Origin of the sequence: Streptomyces tauricus (assembly GCF_014650955.1) — a bacterium.
GTDB classification, from domain to species: domain Bacteria; phylum Actinomycetota; class Actinomycetes; order Streptomycetales; family Streptomycetaceae; genus Streptomyces; species Streptomyces tauricus.
The window spans coordinates 54258-69545 of record NZ_BMVY01000001.1; the positions used below are offsets into that span (position 1 = coordinate 54258).

At 72.0% G+C, this 15288-nt stretch carries 13 protein-coding genes; 4 read left to right on the top strand and 9 right to left on the bottom strand.

What is annotated here, in order from left to right; translation table 11 throughout:
* Position 1 precedes the first annotated feature (1 nt).
* Entirely contained in the window at positions 2-928 is a 927-nt protein-coding gene (locus IE278_RS00205; RefSeq protein ID WP_107017335.1) for a carbohydrate ABC transporter permease, read from the bottom strand.
* A gap of 196 nt (positions 929-1124) precedes the next feature.
* Between IE278_RS00205 and IE278_RS00210 the strand changes: the two genes are divergently transcribed.
* On the top strand, positions 1125-2204 hold the full coding sequence (locus IE278_RS00210; RefSeq protein WP_373311847.1) for a LacI family DNA-binding transcriptional regulator: 1080 nt from the start codon (positions 1125-1127) through the stop codon (positions 2202-2204).
* 204 nt (positions 2205-2408) lie between these two features.
* Positions 2409-3203, top strand: coding sequence for an aminotransferase class IV (locus tag IE278_RS00215; RefSeq protein WP_189767475.1), 795 nt, complete (start codon positions 2409-2411; stop codon positions 3201-3203).
* Between the two features lie 121 nt (positions 3204-3324).
* Here the strand turns inward: IE278_RS00215 and IE278_RS00220 are convergent, their stop codons facing one another.
* Positions 3325-4839 carry a hypothetical protein gene (locus IE278_RS00220; protein WP_246569627.1) on the bottom strand — a complete coding sequence of 505 codons (1515 nt, stop codon included), beginning with the start codon at positions 4837-4839 and terminating at the stop codon, positions 3325-3327.
* Positions 4840-5025: 186 nt separating this feature from the next.
* Positions 5026-6084, bottom strand: coding sequence for an alpha/beta hydrolase family protein (locus tag IE278_RS00225; protein ID WP_246569630.1), 1059 nt, complete (start codon positions 6082-6084; stop codon positions 5026-5028).
* 92 nt (positions 6085-6176) lie between these two features.
* Between IE278_RS00225 and IE278_RS00230 the strand changes: the two genes are divergently transcribed.
* Together IE278_RS00230 and IE278_RS00235 are read left to right on the top strand one after the other, a co-directional pair.
* Positions 6177-7196 (top strand): MarR family winged helix-turn-helix transcriptional regulator, encoded by a 1020-nt coding sequence (locus tag IE278_RS00230; RefSeq protein ID WP_189767477.1) that lies wholly within the window; start codon positions 6177-6179, stop codon positions 7194-7196.
* A 43-nt stretch (positions 7197-7239) separates the two neighbouring features.
* Positions 7240-8055, top strand: a complete 816-nt coding sequence (locus IE278_RS00235; RefSeq protein ID WP_189767479.1) for an SAM-dependent methyltransferase — start codon at positions 7240-7242, stop codon at positions 8053-8055.
* Between the two features lie 76 nt (positions 8056-8131).
* On the opposite strand, the gene IE278_RS00240 is transcribed toward IE278_RS00235, so the two are convergent.
* Genes IE278_RS00240 through IE278_RS00265 form a run of 6 tightly spaced genes read right to left on the bottom strand, consistent with a single transcriptional unit; the run spans position 8132 to position 15125 of the window.
* Positions 8132-9400, bottom strand: coding sequence for a vWA domain-containing protein (locus IE278_RS00240; RefSeq protein ID WP_246569633.1), 1269 nt, complete (start codon positions 9398-9400; stop codon positions 8132-8134).
* Positions 9373-10272, bottom strand: coding sequence for an AAA family ATPase (locus tag IE278_RS00245; RefSeq protein ID WP_189767480.1), 900 nt, complete (start codon positions 10270-10272; stop codon positions 9373-9375). The genes IE278_RS00240 and IE278_RS00245 overlap by 28 nt, the downstream gene beginning before the upstream one ends.
* Positions 10269-11279, bottom strand: coding sequence for an XdhC family protein (locus IE278_RS00250; protein WP_213089690.1), 1011 nt, complete (start codon positions 11277-11279; stop codon positions 10269-10271). Before IE278_RS00250 ends, IE278_RS00245 begins: the two co-directional genes overlap by 4 nt.
* Positions 11276-13693 (bottom strand): aerobic carbon-monoxide dehydrogenase large subunit, encoded by a 2418-nt coding sequence (locus IE278_RS00255; protein WP_189767481.1) that lies wholly within the window; start codon positions 13691-13693, stop codon positions 11276-11278. The genes IE278_RS00250 and IE278_RS00255 overlap by 4 nt, the downstream gene beginning before the upstream one ends.
* Complete coding sequence (locus IE278_RS00260; protein WP_189767482.1) at positions 13690-14229, bottom strand: (2Fe-2S)-binding protein; 540 nt, start codon at positions 14227-14229, stop codon at positions 13690-13692. The genes IE278_RS00255 and IE278_RS00260 overlap by 4 nt, the downstream gene beginning before the upstream one ends.
* Before the next feature lie 5 nt (positions 14230-14234).
* Positions 14235-15125 carry an FAD binding domain-containing protein gene (locus tag IE278_RS00265; protein ID WP_189767483.1) on the bottom strand — a complete coding sequence of 297 codons (891 nt, stop codon included), beginning with the start codon at positions 15123-15125 and terminating at the stop codon, positions 14235-14237.
* Positions 15126-15288 lie beyond the last annotated feature (163 nt).

Sequence of the window (15288 nt, forward strand, 5' to 3'; positions counted from 1 at the left end):
GTCACGCTCCCTTGCGCATGCCGCGAAGCTGCACGACATAGGCGATGACCATGGTGATCAGCCCCATGATGATGGCGACCGCCGCGGAGTAGTTGTGCTGCTGGCCGTTGAAGGACAGCGAGTACGTGTAGAAGTTCGGGGTGAAGTCGGTGGTGATGGCGTTGCGCGCCAGCGGCCGCAGGATGCTCGGCTCGTTGAAGAGCTGGAAGCTGCCGATGATCGAGAAGATCGTCGCGATGACCAGGGCGCCGCGGATCGCGGGGAGCTTGATGGCGGTGATGACCCGGAACTGTCCGGCCCCGTCGATCTCCGCCGCCTCGTAGAGCGAGTTCGGGATGACCTTCAGCGCCGAGTAGAAGATCAGCATGTTGTAGCCGATGAACTCCCAGGTCACGATGTTGCCGATGGAGGCAAGCACCAGGTCGCTGGAGAGCGGGTCGGGCAGGGTGACGCCGAACGCGCTGTTGATGTCACCCACCAGCCCGTACTTGGTGCCGTACATGAAGCCCCACATCAGGGTGGCGACCACGGCGGGCACGGCGTACGGCAGGAAGATCGTGATGCGGAAGAAGTCCGTGCCGTAGAGCCGGCCGCTGTCCAGCGCCAGGGCGATCAGCAGGCCGATGAACAGCATGATCGGCACCTGGACGGCGAGGAAGAGCGAGACCCGCCCGAGCGAGTCCCAGAACCGTTCGTCCTGCAGCGCCTGCTGGTAGTTGTCGAAGCCGACGAACTGGGTGCCGCCGATCAACTGGTCCCGGAACAGGCTGAGATAGATCGAGTACGCGATCGGTGCCAGGAAGACGAGGGCGAACACGGCCACGAACGGACCGATGAAACCCCACCCCGTCCAGGAGCGGCGGTCACCCTGTGCCGGAGGCCGTGACTTGCGCGGCTTGGCGGCCGCCGGCGGTTGTAGCGTCGTCATGTCGTTCCTCGCTCGTCCCTCTCGCGAAAACCCGGCGTCCTGCGCCGATGATGTTTGCGTAAACACGACGGTCGTCGAAGGCCCGTGGCCTGTTATGTTTACGTAAACATCTGATGGCGGCATGTCTACACTGCCCCGTTGACGGGGGTCAAGGGTCATTTGAGGAAACTACGGTTCGGAACGACGAGGGGGACGGGTGGACACAGCGGACAGCGCCTCGGCGAGCAGACCGCAGGCGGCGGCGCGCACCAGGAAACGGGCTTCCCGCCGGGCGCCCAGCGCCTCCATGGCGGACGTGGCCCGGCTGGCGGGCGTCTCCTCGCAGACCGTCTCGCGTGTCTCCAACGGCTACGCGGGGGTGAACGAGGAGACCCGCCGGCAGGTGCTGGAGGCCATGCGGGAGCTGGGCTACCGGCCCAACAGTGCCGCCCGCGCGCTCAAGCGTGGCGAGTTCCGCACCATCGGTGTGATCACTTTCGGCCTTTCCACCACCGGCAACGTCCGCACCCTGGAGGCGATCGCGACCTCCGCGGCGCACGAGGGCTACGCCGTGACGCTGCTGCCCGTCGCCGTGCCCACCCAGGACGAGGTGCGCGGCGCGTTCTCCCGGCTGGGGGAGCTGGCCGTCGACGCCGTCATCGTCATCCTGGAGGTCCACCTCCTCGACGCGGTGACCCTCTCGCTGCCGCCCCACATCAAGGTCGTGGTGGCCGACTCGGACGCCGGTGACCGGTACACCGTGGTCGACACCGACCAGGCGGGCGGCAGCCGTGACGCCGTGCGCTATCTGCTCGGCCTCGGCCACGAGACGGTCTGGCACCTGGCGGGCCCCGAGGAGTCCTTCGCCGCGCAGCGCCGGGCCGACGCCTGGCGCGCCGAGCTCACCGGGGCGGGCCGTCCGACGCCCCCGCTGGTACGCGGCGACTGGTCGGCGGAGTCCGGCTACCGCGCGGGCCTCGAACTGGCCGAACAGCCGGACTGCACCGCGGTGTTCGCCGCCAACGACCAGATGGCGCTGGGCCTGCTGCGGGCGCTGCACGAACGGGGCCGGTACGTGCCCGACGACGTCAGTGTCATCGGCTTCGACGACATCCCCGAGGCGGGCTCCTTCCTGCCGCCCCTGACCACCGTCCACCAGGACTTCGCCGAGGTGGGCCGTCGCTGTGTCGAGGGTGTGCTGCGGCAGATGGGCCAGGACACCCCGGAACACGGCACGACGCTGGTACCGACACGGCTCGTGGTGCGGGACAGCGCGGGGGCGCCGCGGGCGCGCTAGGCAGTGGCCGGTGGTCGGCGGGCCCTCGCGCCCGTACCGCCGTGGTGCGGGACCGGGACCTGGCTGGAGCATGCTCGCTGCGGCCCCGCGCACGGCTCACCGATGAGTGCCGGCCGGGAGTACTGATCATGTGGACGCGCCGGAGATGAATCCGGACGCGTCGGCGGACGTACTGACGGGTGTACTGAGAGGAGAGATTCTTTGATGACACAACCGGCGACCGCGGAAGGGCTGTTGGCATGGGTGCCCGGCCACGGACTGATCGCGGGGCTCGCCGCCGACACACAGCTGCTGGTCGCGGACTCCTGGCTGCTCAGGGACGGGCAGGTGCGCGGCTTCGACCGGCACCGGGAGCGGTTCCTGCGGGCCTGCGGCGACTGCGGCGGACCCTCTCTCCACCAGCTCACCGAGTTCTGGCGGGACATGACGGCGGCACTGCCCCGCACGGGATCCTGGTTCCCGCGCGTGGAGCTGGTGGCCGGCTCCCTCCAGCTGAGACTGCTCCTGCGGCACGCCCCGCCCCTCGCCCCTGACGTGCGGGTGTGGGCGGCGGGCCAGCCCGATCCACGCACTGTGCCGCGCCGCAAGGGACCGGACCTGGACGTACTGGCCCGGGTCCGGCAGCGGGCCGCCGGGCAGGGCGCGCAGGAGGCGGTGCTGATCGCCCCGTCCGGTCTGGTCCTTGAGGCGGCCACCTCCAGCGTCCTGTGGTGGGAGGACGACGTCCTGTGCCTGCCCCCGCCGCACCTGCCGATCCTCGCCGGCGTCACCACGGGCCTCGTCCAGGAGCACGCCCTGCGCGGCGGGGTCCGGCTGGCCCACCGCGAACGGACCCTGGACCAGCTGGCCGGACGCGAGGTCTGGCTGGTGAACGCCCTGCACGGAATCCGTCCGGTGGCCGGCTGGGAGGGGCGGCCGATGGAGGCGGGTCCGGCCCCGCGGGCCGAGGAATGGCGGGACTGGCTGGACGGACGCATGGAACCTCTGCCGACCGACTGACCGGAGAGATCGCCGGACACAGGCACGCGCCGGACCGGTCGCAGTCGGCCCGGCGCGCACCGCCCTGGAACCCTCCGTCCTCCACACCCCTGAGGAGACTGAGGAGAGCCCCGCGCCGGCCTCAGGGAGCGATACCCACACCGTCGATCCGGCTCCAGGCCTTCTCCTGGCCGGACGTCATGGCAGGCCAGCGCAGCCCGCCCGGTCGGGCGTTGACCTTCGAGGCGTACGAACCGGGCCGGAATCCCGGGTCGTAGAAGCAGCCGGTGCCGTGGTCGGCGTCGAAGGCGGGGCAGGACGCCGCGACCGACCTCGGCGTCGGCTTCCGGCCGGTGCGCACCCAGGAGTCGAGCGCGGAGATCGAGTTGGCGTACTCGGAGTCGCTCAGCCCGCTGTGCTCGCTCTCCCGGGAGAAGGTCTGCACGAGGTTCCGCTCGCGGCCGGCGCCCCGGAGGCTGTCCCGGTACGCCGACTCGTGCTCGACGAACGCCGTCGGATCGTCGATCGCGTGGAGCGTGAGCACCGGAATGTCGACCTTGCCCGTCAGATCGCTGTCGTACGACAGGTCACGTACGGCGGTGGGGTCGGCGGAGAAGCGCTCGACGCCCGCGTTGAGCGCCCGGTCGTCGTGCGAACCGGAGTAGCGCACACCCTGGTTGCCGAACGGATTACGGCCGCCCAGCCGGTTGTGCACGATGTCCCTGAAGGTGAACGTCGCGAACCGCAGATGCGACTCCAGGGTGCGCTCGGGCACTCCCGTGACGCCGAGGATGTCGTCCAGGTTGCGCTGCTGCAGAGCGGTCCGGTCCTGCGGCGCGGACTCGAGGCCCGTGCACTCCTGCAGCCGGGCGCCGAGCCCCGCCGACGTCATGGTCGAGCCCGCCCGCAGCCCCTCCCACAGCGGGTACTGGGCCTCGGTGGGACGCGGATGGTTCTGGCAGTAGTACTGGTAGACCACGCGCAGGTCCACGCGGTAGTCGTAGCCGCGCGACCCGCCGCCGAGGACACCGTTGGTCAGCAGCGCCCCGTCGTAGGGGCCGCGCTTGCCCGCGCCGTACGTCTCCACGACCTTCGCGGCGACATCGCCGCCCCAGGACTGGCCGTGCACATACGTCCGCCGCGGCTCGCCGAACTCCTCGACGAACAGCCTGCGCACCTTCTCCGTGTCGGCGGCAGCCATCCGGGTCCCGTAGCCACCGCGACGGTACGACGAGCCGGCCCACGCGTAGCCCTCGTCCACCATCACCGACCAGCGCTCCAGGTCACCCGTGCTGCGCTCCGGGTCGGACTCCGCGCCCAGGTCGGGGCCGCCGTGCGCGTGCACGACGAGGGACCTGTTCCAGTTCCTCGGGACGGCGATCGCGTAGTAGGCGCCGTCGGAGTCCCGGCCCGTGTAACAGGTGGCCTTCTCCGCGAGGTTCGCCGGGCACTCCACGGCCGCCGGTCCGCTCGCGGTCGCGGAGGCGGTCGAGGTGGCGGAAGCGGGGCCGGAGAGGGTGCCGAGGAGGATTCCCGCGAGGGCCGTGGCCACAGCCGCCCGGCGCCGGCGTCGGAGAAGCCCTGTCCCGGGGGCGGCGGTTCCGTGGGCACCGGATCCGTCGTGGACCCCCGGCGTACTCGGCCTCGTCCTGTCCATGGCGTGCTCTCCCTCTCCTCGTCGGCGCACCGTTGCGCGGCGGGGCCGATGCTAAGGAGCCGTGGAGCGAAAACCCATGGCTTGATCGTTACGTTCATTGAGTTCGCCCGGGTGCTCGTCCGGGTGCCTGTCCGGGGATCCGCCCGCGGGCCGCCGAGGTGCCCGCCCGGGCCGGGGCGGTACCGGTCAGCGCAGATGCTTCTCGAAGAAGGCCATCGTCCGGTCCATCGAGGCCGGCCACCGCGGGCCGAAGGTGTGCCCCTCGCCTTTCCACTTCACGAGCTCCACGTCCTTGCCCGCCGCCTCGAACGCGGCGGCCGTCCGCTCCGACCAGACGAGGGGGCAGGTGTCGTCGGCGGTGCCGTGGTGGATCAACAGCGGCTCGGTCGCCCGGTCCACGTAGGTGACGGGGGCGGCCTCCCGCCAGAACTTCGGGTTCTCCTCCGGGGTGCCGTGCGCCGCGTCGATCTTCGCCGCGATCGGGTCGCCCTCACCGCGCTGGAAGTGGTCGACGTTCTCGTCCGGCCGGGAACTCACCGGGGCGAAGACCACCGCGGCGTCGACCAGACCGGGCGCCACCACCAGCGTGTTGTACACCACGCCGCCGCCCATCGACCGCCCCAGCAGGCCGATCCGGTCGCCGTCGATCTCCTGCCGCCCCGACCCGCGCAGCGCCAGCACGGCACCGATGGTGTCCTCGGTGTACCCGAGGCGCAGGTTCACGTCGTTGTCGGGGTCGTCGTCGGAGCCCGCGTGGTTGCGGTAGTCGGTGTGCAGGACCACATAGCCGTTGCGGGCCAGCAGGTCCTGCTCCCGGGCCAGTCCGCGGCCCGGGGTGTACACGGCCGGGTCGATGTAGCCGTGCGCCAGCACCAGCGCGGGGAAGGGGCCCTTGCCCCGGGGGATGTTCATGATCCCCGAGACGGTGAGCCCGTTGGCCTCGTACGTCACGCTGTACCGGGTGTAGGCGCTCGTCCGGGCGAGCACGTCGCCCAGCCGGAGGTCCGAGCCGCGGTGGTCGCGCTCGATCAGGCCCGGGATCGACACGGGGTTCGCCGGTGCCGGGGTGGGCGTCCTGCTGGGCGCATCGCTCGTGGCGCGGGTCGGTGCCGGTGGTTCCGTCCGGTCGGCGTCGCCGCCCCCGCCGCAGCCGACCGCGGCCAGCAGCACGAGGCCGACGGCGGCACAGCCCCGCTTCCTCATCCGCAGGTGTCCGGTCTCCGTAGCCGCACGGGTCAGCCGCATGGATCCAGTATCCGCGCAAAACCCAGGGTCGGCGCAGGCGATCGTGGGATCCTGCTCCAGCGTCGGGAGCCGTGCGAATCGGGGGGTTGTCCGTGCTCAGCATTCACTTCTCCACGGCGGATCTGAGCCGGATCCGCATCGCCCGGGAGCCGGATCCGGCCTGGGAGATCCTGCTGAGCCTGCACGCCCTGGGAGGCCCGGCCGACCACGTGGTCTTCGGCCCGTGGCGGACCGAGACGCTGACCCGGCTCGACGCTTCGGCACGCATGCTGCTGGCGCTGGCGCCACCCCGCGGGTACTCGCCCGACTTCCTCACCCCCGCCGGTGCCCCCGATGTGCGCTCCGCCGTCGACACCGTGCTCAGCACCGGCCGCCGACGGCTGCGCGCCGACCTCGCACAGCTCGCCGTCCGGCGGCGGATGCCGTCCTGGACACGGCTGCTGGCGGAGGGCGACGCCGAGACGATGGGCCGGCTCGGCAGCGCCCTGAACCGCTACCACGACCGCGTGCTCGCCCGCAGGTGGGACCGCGTCCGCGCGGTGACCGAGGCCGAACGGGCCCTGCGCGCCCGGGACTTCCTGGACGGCGGAGCGGAGAGACTGCTCGGCTGCCTCGGCCCGCCGGTCCGCTGGGAGCCCCCGGTGCTGACGGTGGACTACCCCGTCGACCAGGAACTCCGTCTGCGGGGCAGGGGGCTGCGGCTGATCCCCTCGTACTTCTGCTGGCGCAGGCCCATCACGCTGCTCGACGAGGAGCTGGCACCGGTCCTCGTCTATCCGGCCAACCGCGGTCTGCACCTGCTCACAGGCTCCGAACGACCGGGCCGGTCGGCGCTGGCCCGGCTGCTGGGACGGACCCGGGCGTCCGTGCTGGAGGAGATCGCCCTGTCCGGCGGTACGACAGGGGCGGACATCGCGCGGCGGCTCGGGATGGCGCCGGCCTCGGCGGGCGCGCACACCGCCGTCCTGCGGAGCACCGGTCTGATCGCCACGCACCGGGTCGCCGACACCGCACGGCACACCCTGACTCCGCTCGGTCTGGCACTGATCGAGGGGCACCTGCCGATCGACGACGGGCCGTACGGAACAGGCCCGCCCGGCCCGCAGCACTGACATACTCCACGACCAATGACGGCTGTCGTCAAGGAGGTTGCCGGTGACTCAGGACTCGTCCGCCCCCGACGGAGCGGCGTCGGCGCACATCGACTCGACGGTGCCGCACTCGGCCCGGATCTGGAACTACTGGCTCGGCGGCAAGGACAACTACCCCGTCGACCACGCGGCGGGCGACGCCTTCCGTGAGGTCTTCGCCGGCATCACCGACCTGGCCCGCGGCTCACGGGCCTTCCTCGGACGGGCCGTGCGCCACCTGGCGGGGGAGGCCGGAGTCCGGCAGTTCCTCGACATCGGCACCGGACTGCCGACGGTCGACAACACCCACGAGATCGCCCAGCGGGTGGCCCCGGAGGCGCGCATCGTCTATGTGGACAACGACCCCCTGGTCCTCGTCCATGCCAGGGTGCTGCTGACCAGCACCCCCGAAGGGCGGACGGACTACGTCGACGCCGACCTGCACGACCCCGCGGCCGTCCTGCGCGAGGCGTCCAGGACCCTGGACCTCACACAGCCGGTCGCCCTGACGCTGATGCAGGTCAGCGGACACATCGCCGACTACGACGAAGCACGCGGCATCGTCCGCACGCTGATGGCGGCGCTCCCCTCGGGCAGCTACCTCGCGTTCAACGACAGCGTGGACACCAACAAGGCCAACGCCGAGGCCACCCGCCTCTACAACGAGAGCGGCGCCGCGCCGTACCACCTGCGCAGCCCCGCCCAACTGGCCGCATTCTTCGAGGGACTTGAACTGCTCGCCCCGGGGGTGGTCCCCATCGACGACTGGCGCCCCGACCCCGGGGCGGACCGCCCCGCCGGTGACGTGATCGCGCTGGGCGGTGTCGCACGCAAACCCTGAGACGACGAGGTCCGGGCCCGCCCCGGCGGGACGTGGACGACAGGGCTCACCGCCGACGGAACATGGACGACAGGGCTCACCGCCGGCGGGGCCGCCGGTCCCCGTCGTCCGCGATCGCCTCGGTCACCTCGATGAGAGCCGTGAGGCTGTGCCCGCTCACGAACGCGTCGCAGTGGGGGAGGGCGGCGGCCATACCACCGGTGCGCGGGGCGTAACCGGGCGCCGCCCTGCGCGGGTTGACCCAGACGATCCGATGGGCGAGCCGCGCGAGGCGGGACATCTCCCGCCCGACCGCGGCGGGGTCCTCGCCCTCCCACCCGTCGGAGAAGACCACCACCACCGCTCCGCGTGCCATGCCCCGGCGGCCGTACCGGTTGTTGAACTCCGCCAGCGCGTGGCCGATCCGGGTGCCGCCGGACCAGTCGGACGCCGCGCCGCCCATCCGGCGCAGCGCCGCGTCCACGCCCGACGGCCCGGTGTGCCGCAGCACCGGGGTGAGCCGGGTGAGCCGGGTCGCGAAGACGAACGCCTCCGCCGCGCCCCCGGCCGCGGCGCGCGGAAAGAGCCGCAGGTAGGCCCGTGTGTACGGCTCCATCGAGCGCGAGACGTCACACAGCAGCACCAGCCGTCGCCGCCGGAGCCGGTCGCGGCTGCGTGCCAGGGACAGCACCTCGCCCCCCGTGCGCTGTCCGGCGCGCAGGGTGCGGCGCAGATCGATGCGGCGCCCGCGTCGGCCGGTCTCCCGGCGGCGGCCACGGCGCAACGGCGTCCGCAGCTCCAACAGGGCGAGCAGCCGGTCCACTTCGGCCATTTCACCCGCGTCGAGAGTGGCGAAGTCCTTGTGGCCCAGGACCTCGGCCGTGCTGCCCACGGTGGGCAGCGCCTCGGTCCGCTCGTCCCGCCCCGGCCCGCGTACGCGATCGCGGTCCGACACCGCGCCGAGGTGCGAGGTGGTGAGGACGTCCGGGCGGGCCCCGGGAGCCACCGGGGCCCGCCCGGCCACGGGATCCGGCTCGGCGTCCGCCCCGGGCACGGGCCGCCCGCGACCTTGGCGCACGGAGAGCGACACGGAACGCGGCAGGCCGCCGAAGACCGCCTCGAAGACCCGGTCGAACGCACCGATCTGCTCGCGCCCCGTCACGAAGGCCAGCCGTGCCGCCCAGTACAGCGCCGCACGGTCCACCGGCGGCAGCACGCGCAGCGCCTCCAGGAACCGCACCGACCGCTCCGGGGTCACCACCACCCCGGCGCGGCGCAGCTCCGCGCCCAGCCGGACGCCGAACTCGGCCCGGTCGAAGAGCGGCACCCGCACCGCGGTCACGGCCGCCGGCCCGCGACCAGCCACGCCAGACCGCGGTCGCGCACCGACTCCTGGTCCTCCCGGTACTTGAGCAGCGAGCCGAGGGTGCTTCCGGCGATCCCCTCGTCCAGGACGTCCACACCGAGCAGCCGCAGCGCGGAGAGCCAGTCGATGGTCTCGGCGACACCGGGCGCCTTCTGCAGCTCCAGCGCCCGCAGCCGCCGTACGGCCGCCGCCACCGCGACCGCCAGCTCGCGTGACGTGCCGGGCACCCGCCGCCGCACGATCTCGATGAGCCGCTCCGTCTCCGGATAGTCGATCCAGTGGTACAGGCACCGGCGTTTGAGCGCGTCGTGGAGGTCGCGCGTGCGGTTGGAGGTGAGCAGCACGACAGGCGGCACCTCGGCCCGTACGGTGCCAAGCTCCGGGATGGTGACGGCGGCCTCGGCGAGCACCTCCAGCAGGAACGCCTCGAAGTCGTCGTCGGCGCGGTCGATCTCGTCGATGAGCAGGACGGCGGGCGCCGGGCCGGGATGGCTGAGCGCGGCGAGCACCGGCCGCCGCAGCAGGTACGCCTCGCTGAACAGGTCGTCCTCGCCGATCTGTTCGTGGCGTGCCTCGGCGAGCCGGATGCCGAGCAACTGGCGGGGATGGTTCCACTCGTACAGCGCCTCGGCCGCGTCCAGGCCGTCGTAGCACTGCAGCCGGATCAGCGGGCTGCCGAGGACGGCGGCCACCGACTTGGCCGCCTCGGTCTTGCCGACACCCGCCTCGCCCTCAAGGAGCAGCGGCTGGGGGAGGCGCAGCGCCAGGAAGAGGGCGGTGACCAGGCCGTCGTCGGCGAGGTAGCCCAGTGCGTCCAGCGCGGCGCGCAGACTCCCGACGCCCGGCAGGGCGCGCTCGACGTACTCGCTCACGAAGCCCCGGCCTCCGACCCCGCCCCGGCCCGCGCGTAGCGGGCGGGGTCCTTCTCGTACGCGTCGCGACAGGCGGGGCGGCAGAACCACCGCCGACGACCGCCACCCGCGTCCGAGAAGGGCGTTCCGCCCTCGGCGGCGACGACCTCCATCCCGCACACCGGGTCGACGACGGTCACCGGAACGACCGCGCCAGCCGTGGCAGCCGCCTCAGCTGTCTCAGCCGCTTCAGCCGGCGGCGACGGTGAGCGCACCTCCCGTACCACCTCCGCCAGGATCGACAGCGCGATCTCGCCCGGCGTACGGGCCCCGATCCACAGGCCCGCCGGAGTGCGGACGCGGGCCCGCTGCTCCTCGTCCAGCTCGTGGGCGAGCCCGGCCAGCACCGCCGCCCCGCGCCGGGGACTGGCGACGAGCCCGATGTACGGCACACCGGCCCGTACCGCCGCCATCAGGACCCGTTCCTCGTCGCGGCCGTGGGAGGCGATCACCACGGCCCGCGTTCCGGCCGGCGCCTGCGCGCCGAGCACGTCGGCACCGGACACCGACGTGATCGCGTAACCGAGCGCCGGACCGAAGGCGAGCAGCGCGCGGGCGATGGGGGACTCACCGAACACCACGACACGCGGCGCGGGCCGCAGGGGCTCCAGGAAGATCTCCAGCTCGCCACCGGACAGACAGGGGTTGCAGACGCTGACCGCGCCCTCCTCGACGACCGGTTCCCCGGTGCCGTCCGCCGTCTCCCGCGGTGAGATGCGCAGCAGCAGGGACTCACCGCTGCGCAGGGTCCGCAGCGCCTGCACCCGTACGGTCGCCTCCGCGCAGACCCCTCCGACGAAACCCTCGATCCTGCCGTCCGATAGGACCAGCGCGGTGTCGCCCGGCCGCGCGCTCGCCGGCCGGCGGGCCCGCACCACGGTGGCCTTCACGAACGGCACATGACGTCCCGTCAGTTCGGCCATGCGTGCCTCCAGCACTCCGGGAGGCGGTGGTACGACGGGACTCATTGCGGTGCCTCCACCTCGCCGCCCTGCAGCGCCTGCCACACCCGGCTCGGGGTGAGGGGCATGTCGGCATGGCGTACGCCGATGGCGTCGAGGACGGCGTTGACGACGGCCGGCGGTGAACCGACGGTCGCGGACTCGCCGATGCCCTTCGCCCCGAACGGATGGTGCGGGGACGGCGTGACCGTGTGGTCCAGCTCCCAGGCGGGCACCTCCAGCGCGGTCGGCAGCAGATAGTCCATGAAGGACCCGGAGAGACAGTTGCCGTCCTCGTCGAAGCCGATGATCTCCATCAGCGCCATCCCGATGCCGTCGGCGAGACCGCCGTGCACCTGCCCCTCGATGATCATCGGGTTGATACGGGTCCCGCAGTCGTCCACCGCCACGAACCGCCGTACCTTCACCGAGCCCGTGCCGGGATCGACGTCGACCACGCAGACGTACGCGCCGAACGGGTACGTCATGCTCGGCGGGTTGTAGACGGTCGTCGCCTCCAGGTGTCCCTCCACGCCGTCCGGCAGTTCCAGGGAGCCGTGCGCGGCGAGCGCGATCTCCTGGATGGTCGCCGCCATCGAGGGGTCGCCCTCGACCGACCAACGGCCCTTCGTCCACGCGAGATCGTCCGGGGCGACCTCCAGCATGGCGCCCGCGACGATCCGCGCCTTGTCCCGCACCTTGCGCGCCACCACGGCCGCCGCGGCGCCCGACACCGGAGTGGAGCGGCTGCCGTACGTACCGAGTCCGAACGGCGTCTGGTCGGTGTCGCCGTGCACGACGTCGATGTCCTCGGGCGGGATGCCCAGTTCCTCCGCGACGATCTGCGCGAACGTCGTCTCGTGGCCCTGCCCCTGGGTCTGCACGCTCAGCCGCACGACCGCCTTGCCCGTCGGATGGACGCGCAGCTCGCAGCCGTCCGCCATGCCGAGGCCCAGGATGTCCATGTGCTTGCGGGGCCCCGCGCCGACCGTCTCGGTGAAGAACGAGAGCCCGACGCCCATGAGTTCGCCCCGGGCACGCTTCTCGCTCTGCTCCTTGCGCAGCTCCTCGTACCCCACGAGATCCATGGCCTTGCGCAGACAGGCCGGGTAGTCACCGGAGTCGTACGTCCAGCCGGTCTTGTTCTCGTACGGGAACTGCTCAGGGCGCAGCAGATTGCGCATCCTCAACTCGGCAGGATCGGCGCCGAGTTCGTCGGCCAGACAGTCCACCAGCCGCTCGATGAGATAGACCGCCTCTGTGACCCGGAAGGAGCAGGCGTACGCGACACCGCCGGGAGCCTTGTTGGTGTAGACGCCCGTGACCTCGCAGTGCGCGGCCTCGATGTCGTACGAGCCGGTGAAGATGTGGAAGAAGCCCGCCGGGTACTTGGTCGGCTGCGCCGTGGAGTTGAAGGCGCCGTGGTCGGCCAGGACCTTGACCCGGACACCCAGGATCCGCCCCTCCCGCGTCGCCGCGATCTCACCGGCCATGTGGTAGTCGCGGGCGAAGGACGTGCTCATCAGGTTCTCGGAGCGGTCCTCCATCCACTTCACGGGCCGCCCGGTGACGATCGACCCGACGATCGCGCACACGTACCCCGGATAGATGCCGACCTTGTTGCCGAACCCGCCGCCGATGTCTGGGGCCACCACCCGGATCTTGTGCTCGGGGATACCGGCCACCATCGCGTAGAGCGTGCGGTGGGCGTGCGGCGCCTGGGTGGTGGAGTAGAGGGTGAGCTTTCCGTCGACGGGGTCCATGGCGGCGACCGCGCCACAGGTCTCCAGCGGGGCCGGGTGGACCCGCGGATAGAGCATGGTCTGCTCGACGACGACGTCGGCCCGCGCGAACACCTCCTCGGTGGCCGCGCTGTCACCCGCCTCCCAGTCGAAGACGTGATTGTCCGTACGCCCCTCCAGGTCGTCCCGGATCACGGGAGCCTCGGGGGCGAGGGCGTGCCGGGCGTTGACGACCGGGTCCAGCGGCTCGTACTCGACGTCGATCAGCTCGATCGCGTCCCGCGCCGCGTAGTGGTCCTCCGCGACGACGAACGCGACCTCCTGGCCCTGGAAGCGGACCTTGTCGGTGGCGAGCACCGCCTGAGTGTCCATCGACAGGGTCGGCATCCAGGCGAGCCCCAGCCCGGCCAGGGTCTCGCCGGTGATCACCGCCTTGACCTTGGGGTGCGCCTCGGCGGCGGACGTGTCGACGGAGAGGATGCGGGCGTGCGCGAACGGGCTGCGCAGGACCGCGCCGTGCAGCATGCCGGGCAGCTGGATGTCGTCGACATAGCGGCCCTTGCCGCGGACGAAGCGGGGGTCCTCCTTGCGCTTCATCCGGCCGAAGCCGATGGGCCGCTCGTGCGCCTGTCCCTGTCCCCGTCCCTGTCCCTGCTCCGGCTCCTGGGGTGTCACCGGGGGTTCGTCGACGGCGGTCATGTCTGGCCCCCTGTGGCTGTGGCTGTCGCTGTCGCTGTCGCTGTCGTTGTGGCTGTGGCTTCCGGGGCGGCGGCCGTGGCCTGTTCCCTGGCCGCCCACTGGATGGACTTGACGATGTTCAGATAGCCGGTGCACCGGCACAGCTGCCCGGAGATGGCCTCGCGGATCTCCTGGTCGGACGGGTCCGGATTGCGGTCCAGGAGCGCCCGGCCGGCCAGCATCATGCCCGGTGTGCAGAACCCGCACTGCAGCCCGTGCTGTTCGATGAACCCCTGCTGCACGGGGTCGAGCCTGTCGCCGTCCGCCAGGTCCTCGACCGTACGGATCTCATGACCGGCCGCCATCACCGCCAGGACCGTGCAGCTCTTCACGGGTTCGCCGTCCATCAGCACCACACAGGTGCCGCAGTTGCTGGTGTCGCACCCCCAGTGGGTGCCCGTCAGCCCCAGGTCGTCGCGGAGGAACCGCACGAGCAGATGGCGGGGCTCGACCTCCCGGGTCCTGTCCTCGCCGTTGACGTCGACAGTGATCCGCATACGCCTCACGCCTCCCCTGTGGTGCCCTGGGCGGTCCGTGCCCTTGCGACGGACCGCCGCAGGGCCCGCCTGGTGAGTTCGCCGGCCAGATGGCGTTTGTACTCGGCGCTGCCCCGGCCGTCGGTGACCGGCGAACAGTTCGCGGAGGCCAGCCGGCCCGCCTCCTCGTACAGCGACTCGGACGGCTCGTTGCCGTCCAGCAGCTCCTGGACCGGGCCGAGGTTCAGCGCGCCCGCGCCCACCGCCGCCAGCCCCACGCCCGACTCGGCGATCCGGCCCTCGCGCAGGGTCAGCGCGACCCCGGCGGCGGCGACCGCCCAGTCGCCGGACTTGCGCTCGACCTTCTCGTACGCGCTGCCCGCACCCGGCAGGACCGGGATCCGCACCTGGACCAGCATCTCGCCGACGCCCACCGCGGTCTCGTACGGGCCCTGGTGGAAGTCGGCCATGGGCACGATCCGTTCGCCGGCCTCCCCGCGGATCACGACACGCGCGTGCAGGGCCCCGCACACCGCGGACAGGTCCTCCGACGGGTCCGCCTGGCACAGGGAGCCGCCGATGGTGCCCCGGTTGCGGACCGGCGGGTCGGCGATCACCTTCTCCGCGTCGTGGACGATGGGGAAGTACCGGCCGACCAGCGGTGACTCCAGGAGGGTGCGGTGCCGGGTCAGCGCGCCGATGTGCAGCTCGTCCCCGACCTGCTCGATGTGGTCGAGTTCGTGCAGGTCATTGATGTCTACGAGCAGTTCGGGTCCGGCGAGGCGCAACTTCATCATGGGCAGCAGGCTGTGTCCGCCTGCCACGACCCTGGCCTCCTCGCCGTAGCGCCGCAGCAGCTCCAGCGCCTCGGCCACGCTCGTCGCACGCCGGTAGTCGAACGAAGCGGGTACCTGCACGGCACGTTCCCTCCCCTTGAGGACCGGGACCGGCCCGGCATCCGGCGGTCCAGTGGTCCAGTGGTCCAACGGTCCGGCGGTCCGGCGGTCCGGCGGTGCGGTCCGGGGGGAACGATCGCGCGGACGTACGGGCCGGTCAACGGCGACTCAAGCGAATGCTTAA

Coding starts and splice junctions, on each gene's coding strand:
- IE278_RS00205 (WP_107017335.1), bottom strand. CDS start 928: ATGACGACGCTACAACCGCCGGCGGCCGCCAAGCCGCGCAAGTCACGG.
- IE278_RS00215 (WP_189767475.1), top strand. CDS start 2,409: ATGACACAACCGGCGACCGCGGAAGGGCTGTTGGCATGGGTGCCCGGC.
- IE278_RS00220 (WP_246569627.1), bottom strand. CDS start 4,839: ATGGACAGGACGAGGCCGAGTACGCCGGGGGTCCACGACGGATCCGGT.
- IE278_RS00225 (WP_246569630.1), bottom strand. CDS start 6,084: ATGCGGCTGACCCGTGCGGCTACGGAGACCGGACACCTGCGGATGAGG.
- IE278_RS00250 (WP_213089690.1), bottom strand. CDS start 11,279: ATGAGTCCCGTCGTACCACCGCCTCCCGGAGTGCTGGAGGCACGCATG.
- IE278_RS00255 (WP_189767481.1), bottom strand. CDS start 13,693: ATGACCGCCGTCGACGAACCCCCGGTGACACCCCAGGAGCCGGAGCAG.
- IE278_RS00260 (WP_189767482.1), bottom strand. CDS start 14,229: ATGCGGATCACTGTCGACGTCAACGGCGAGGACAGGACCCGGGAGGTC.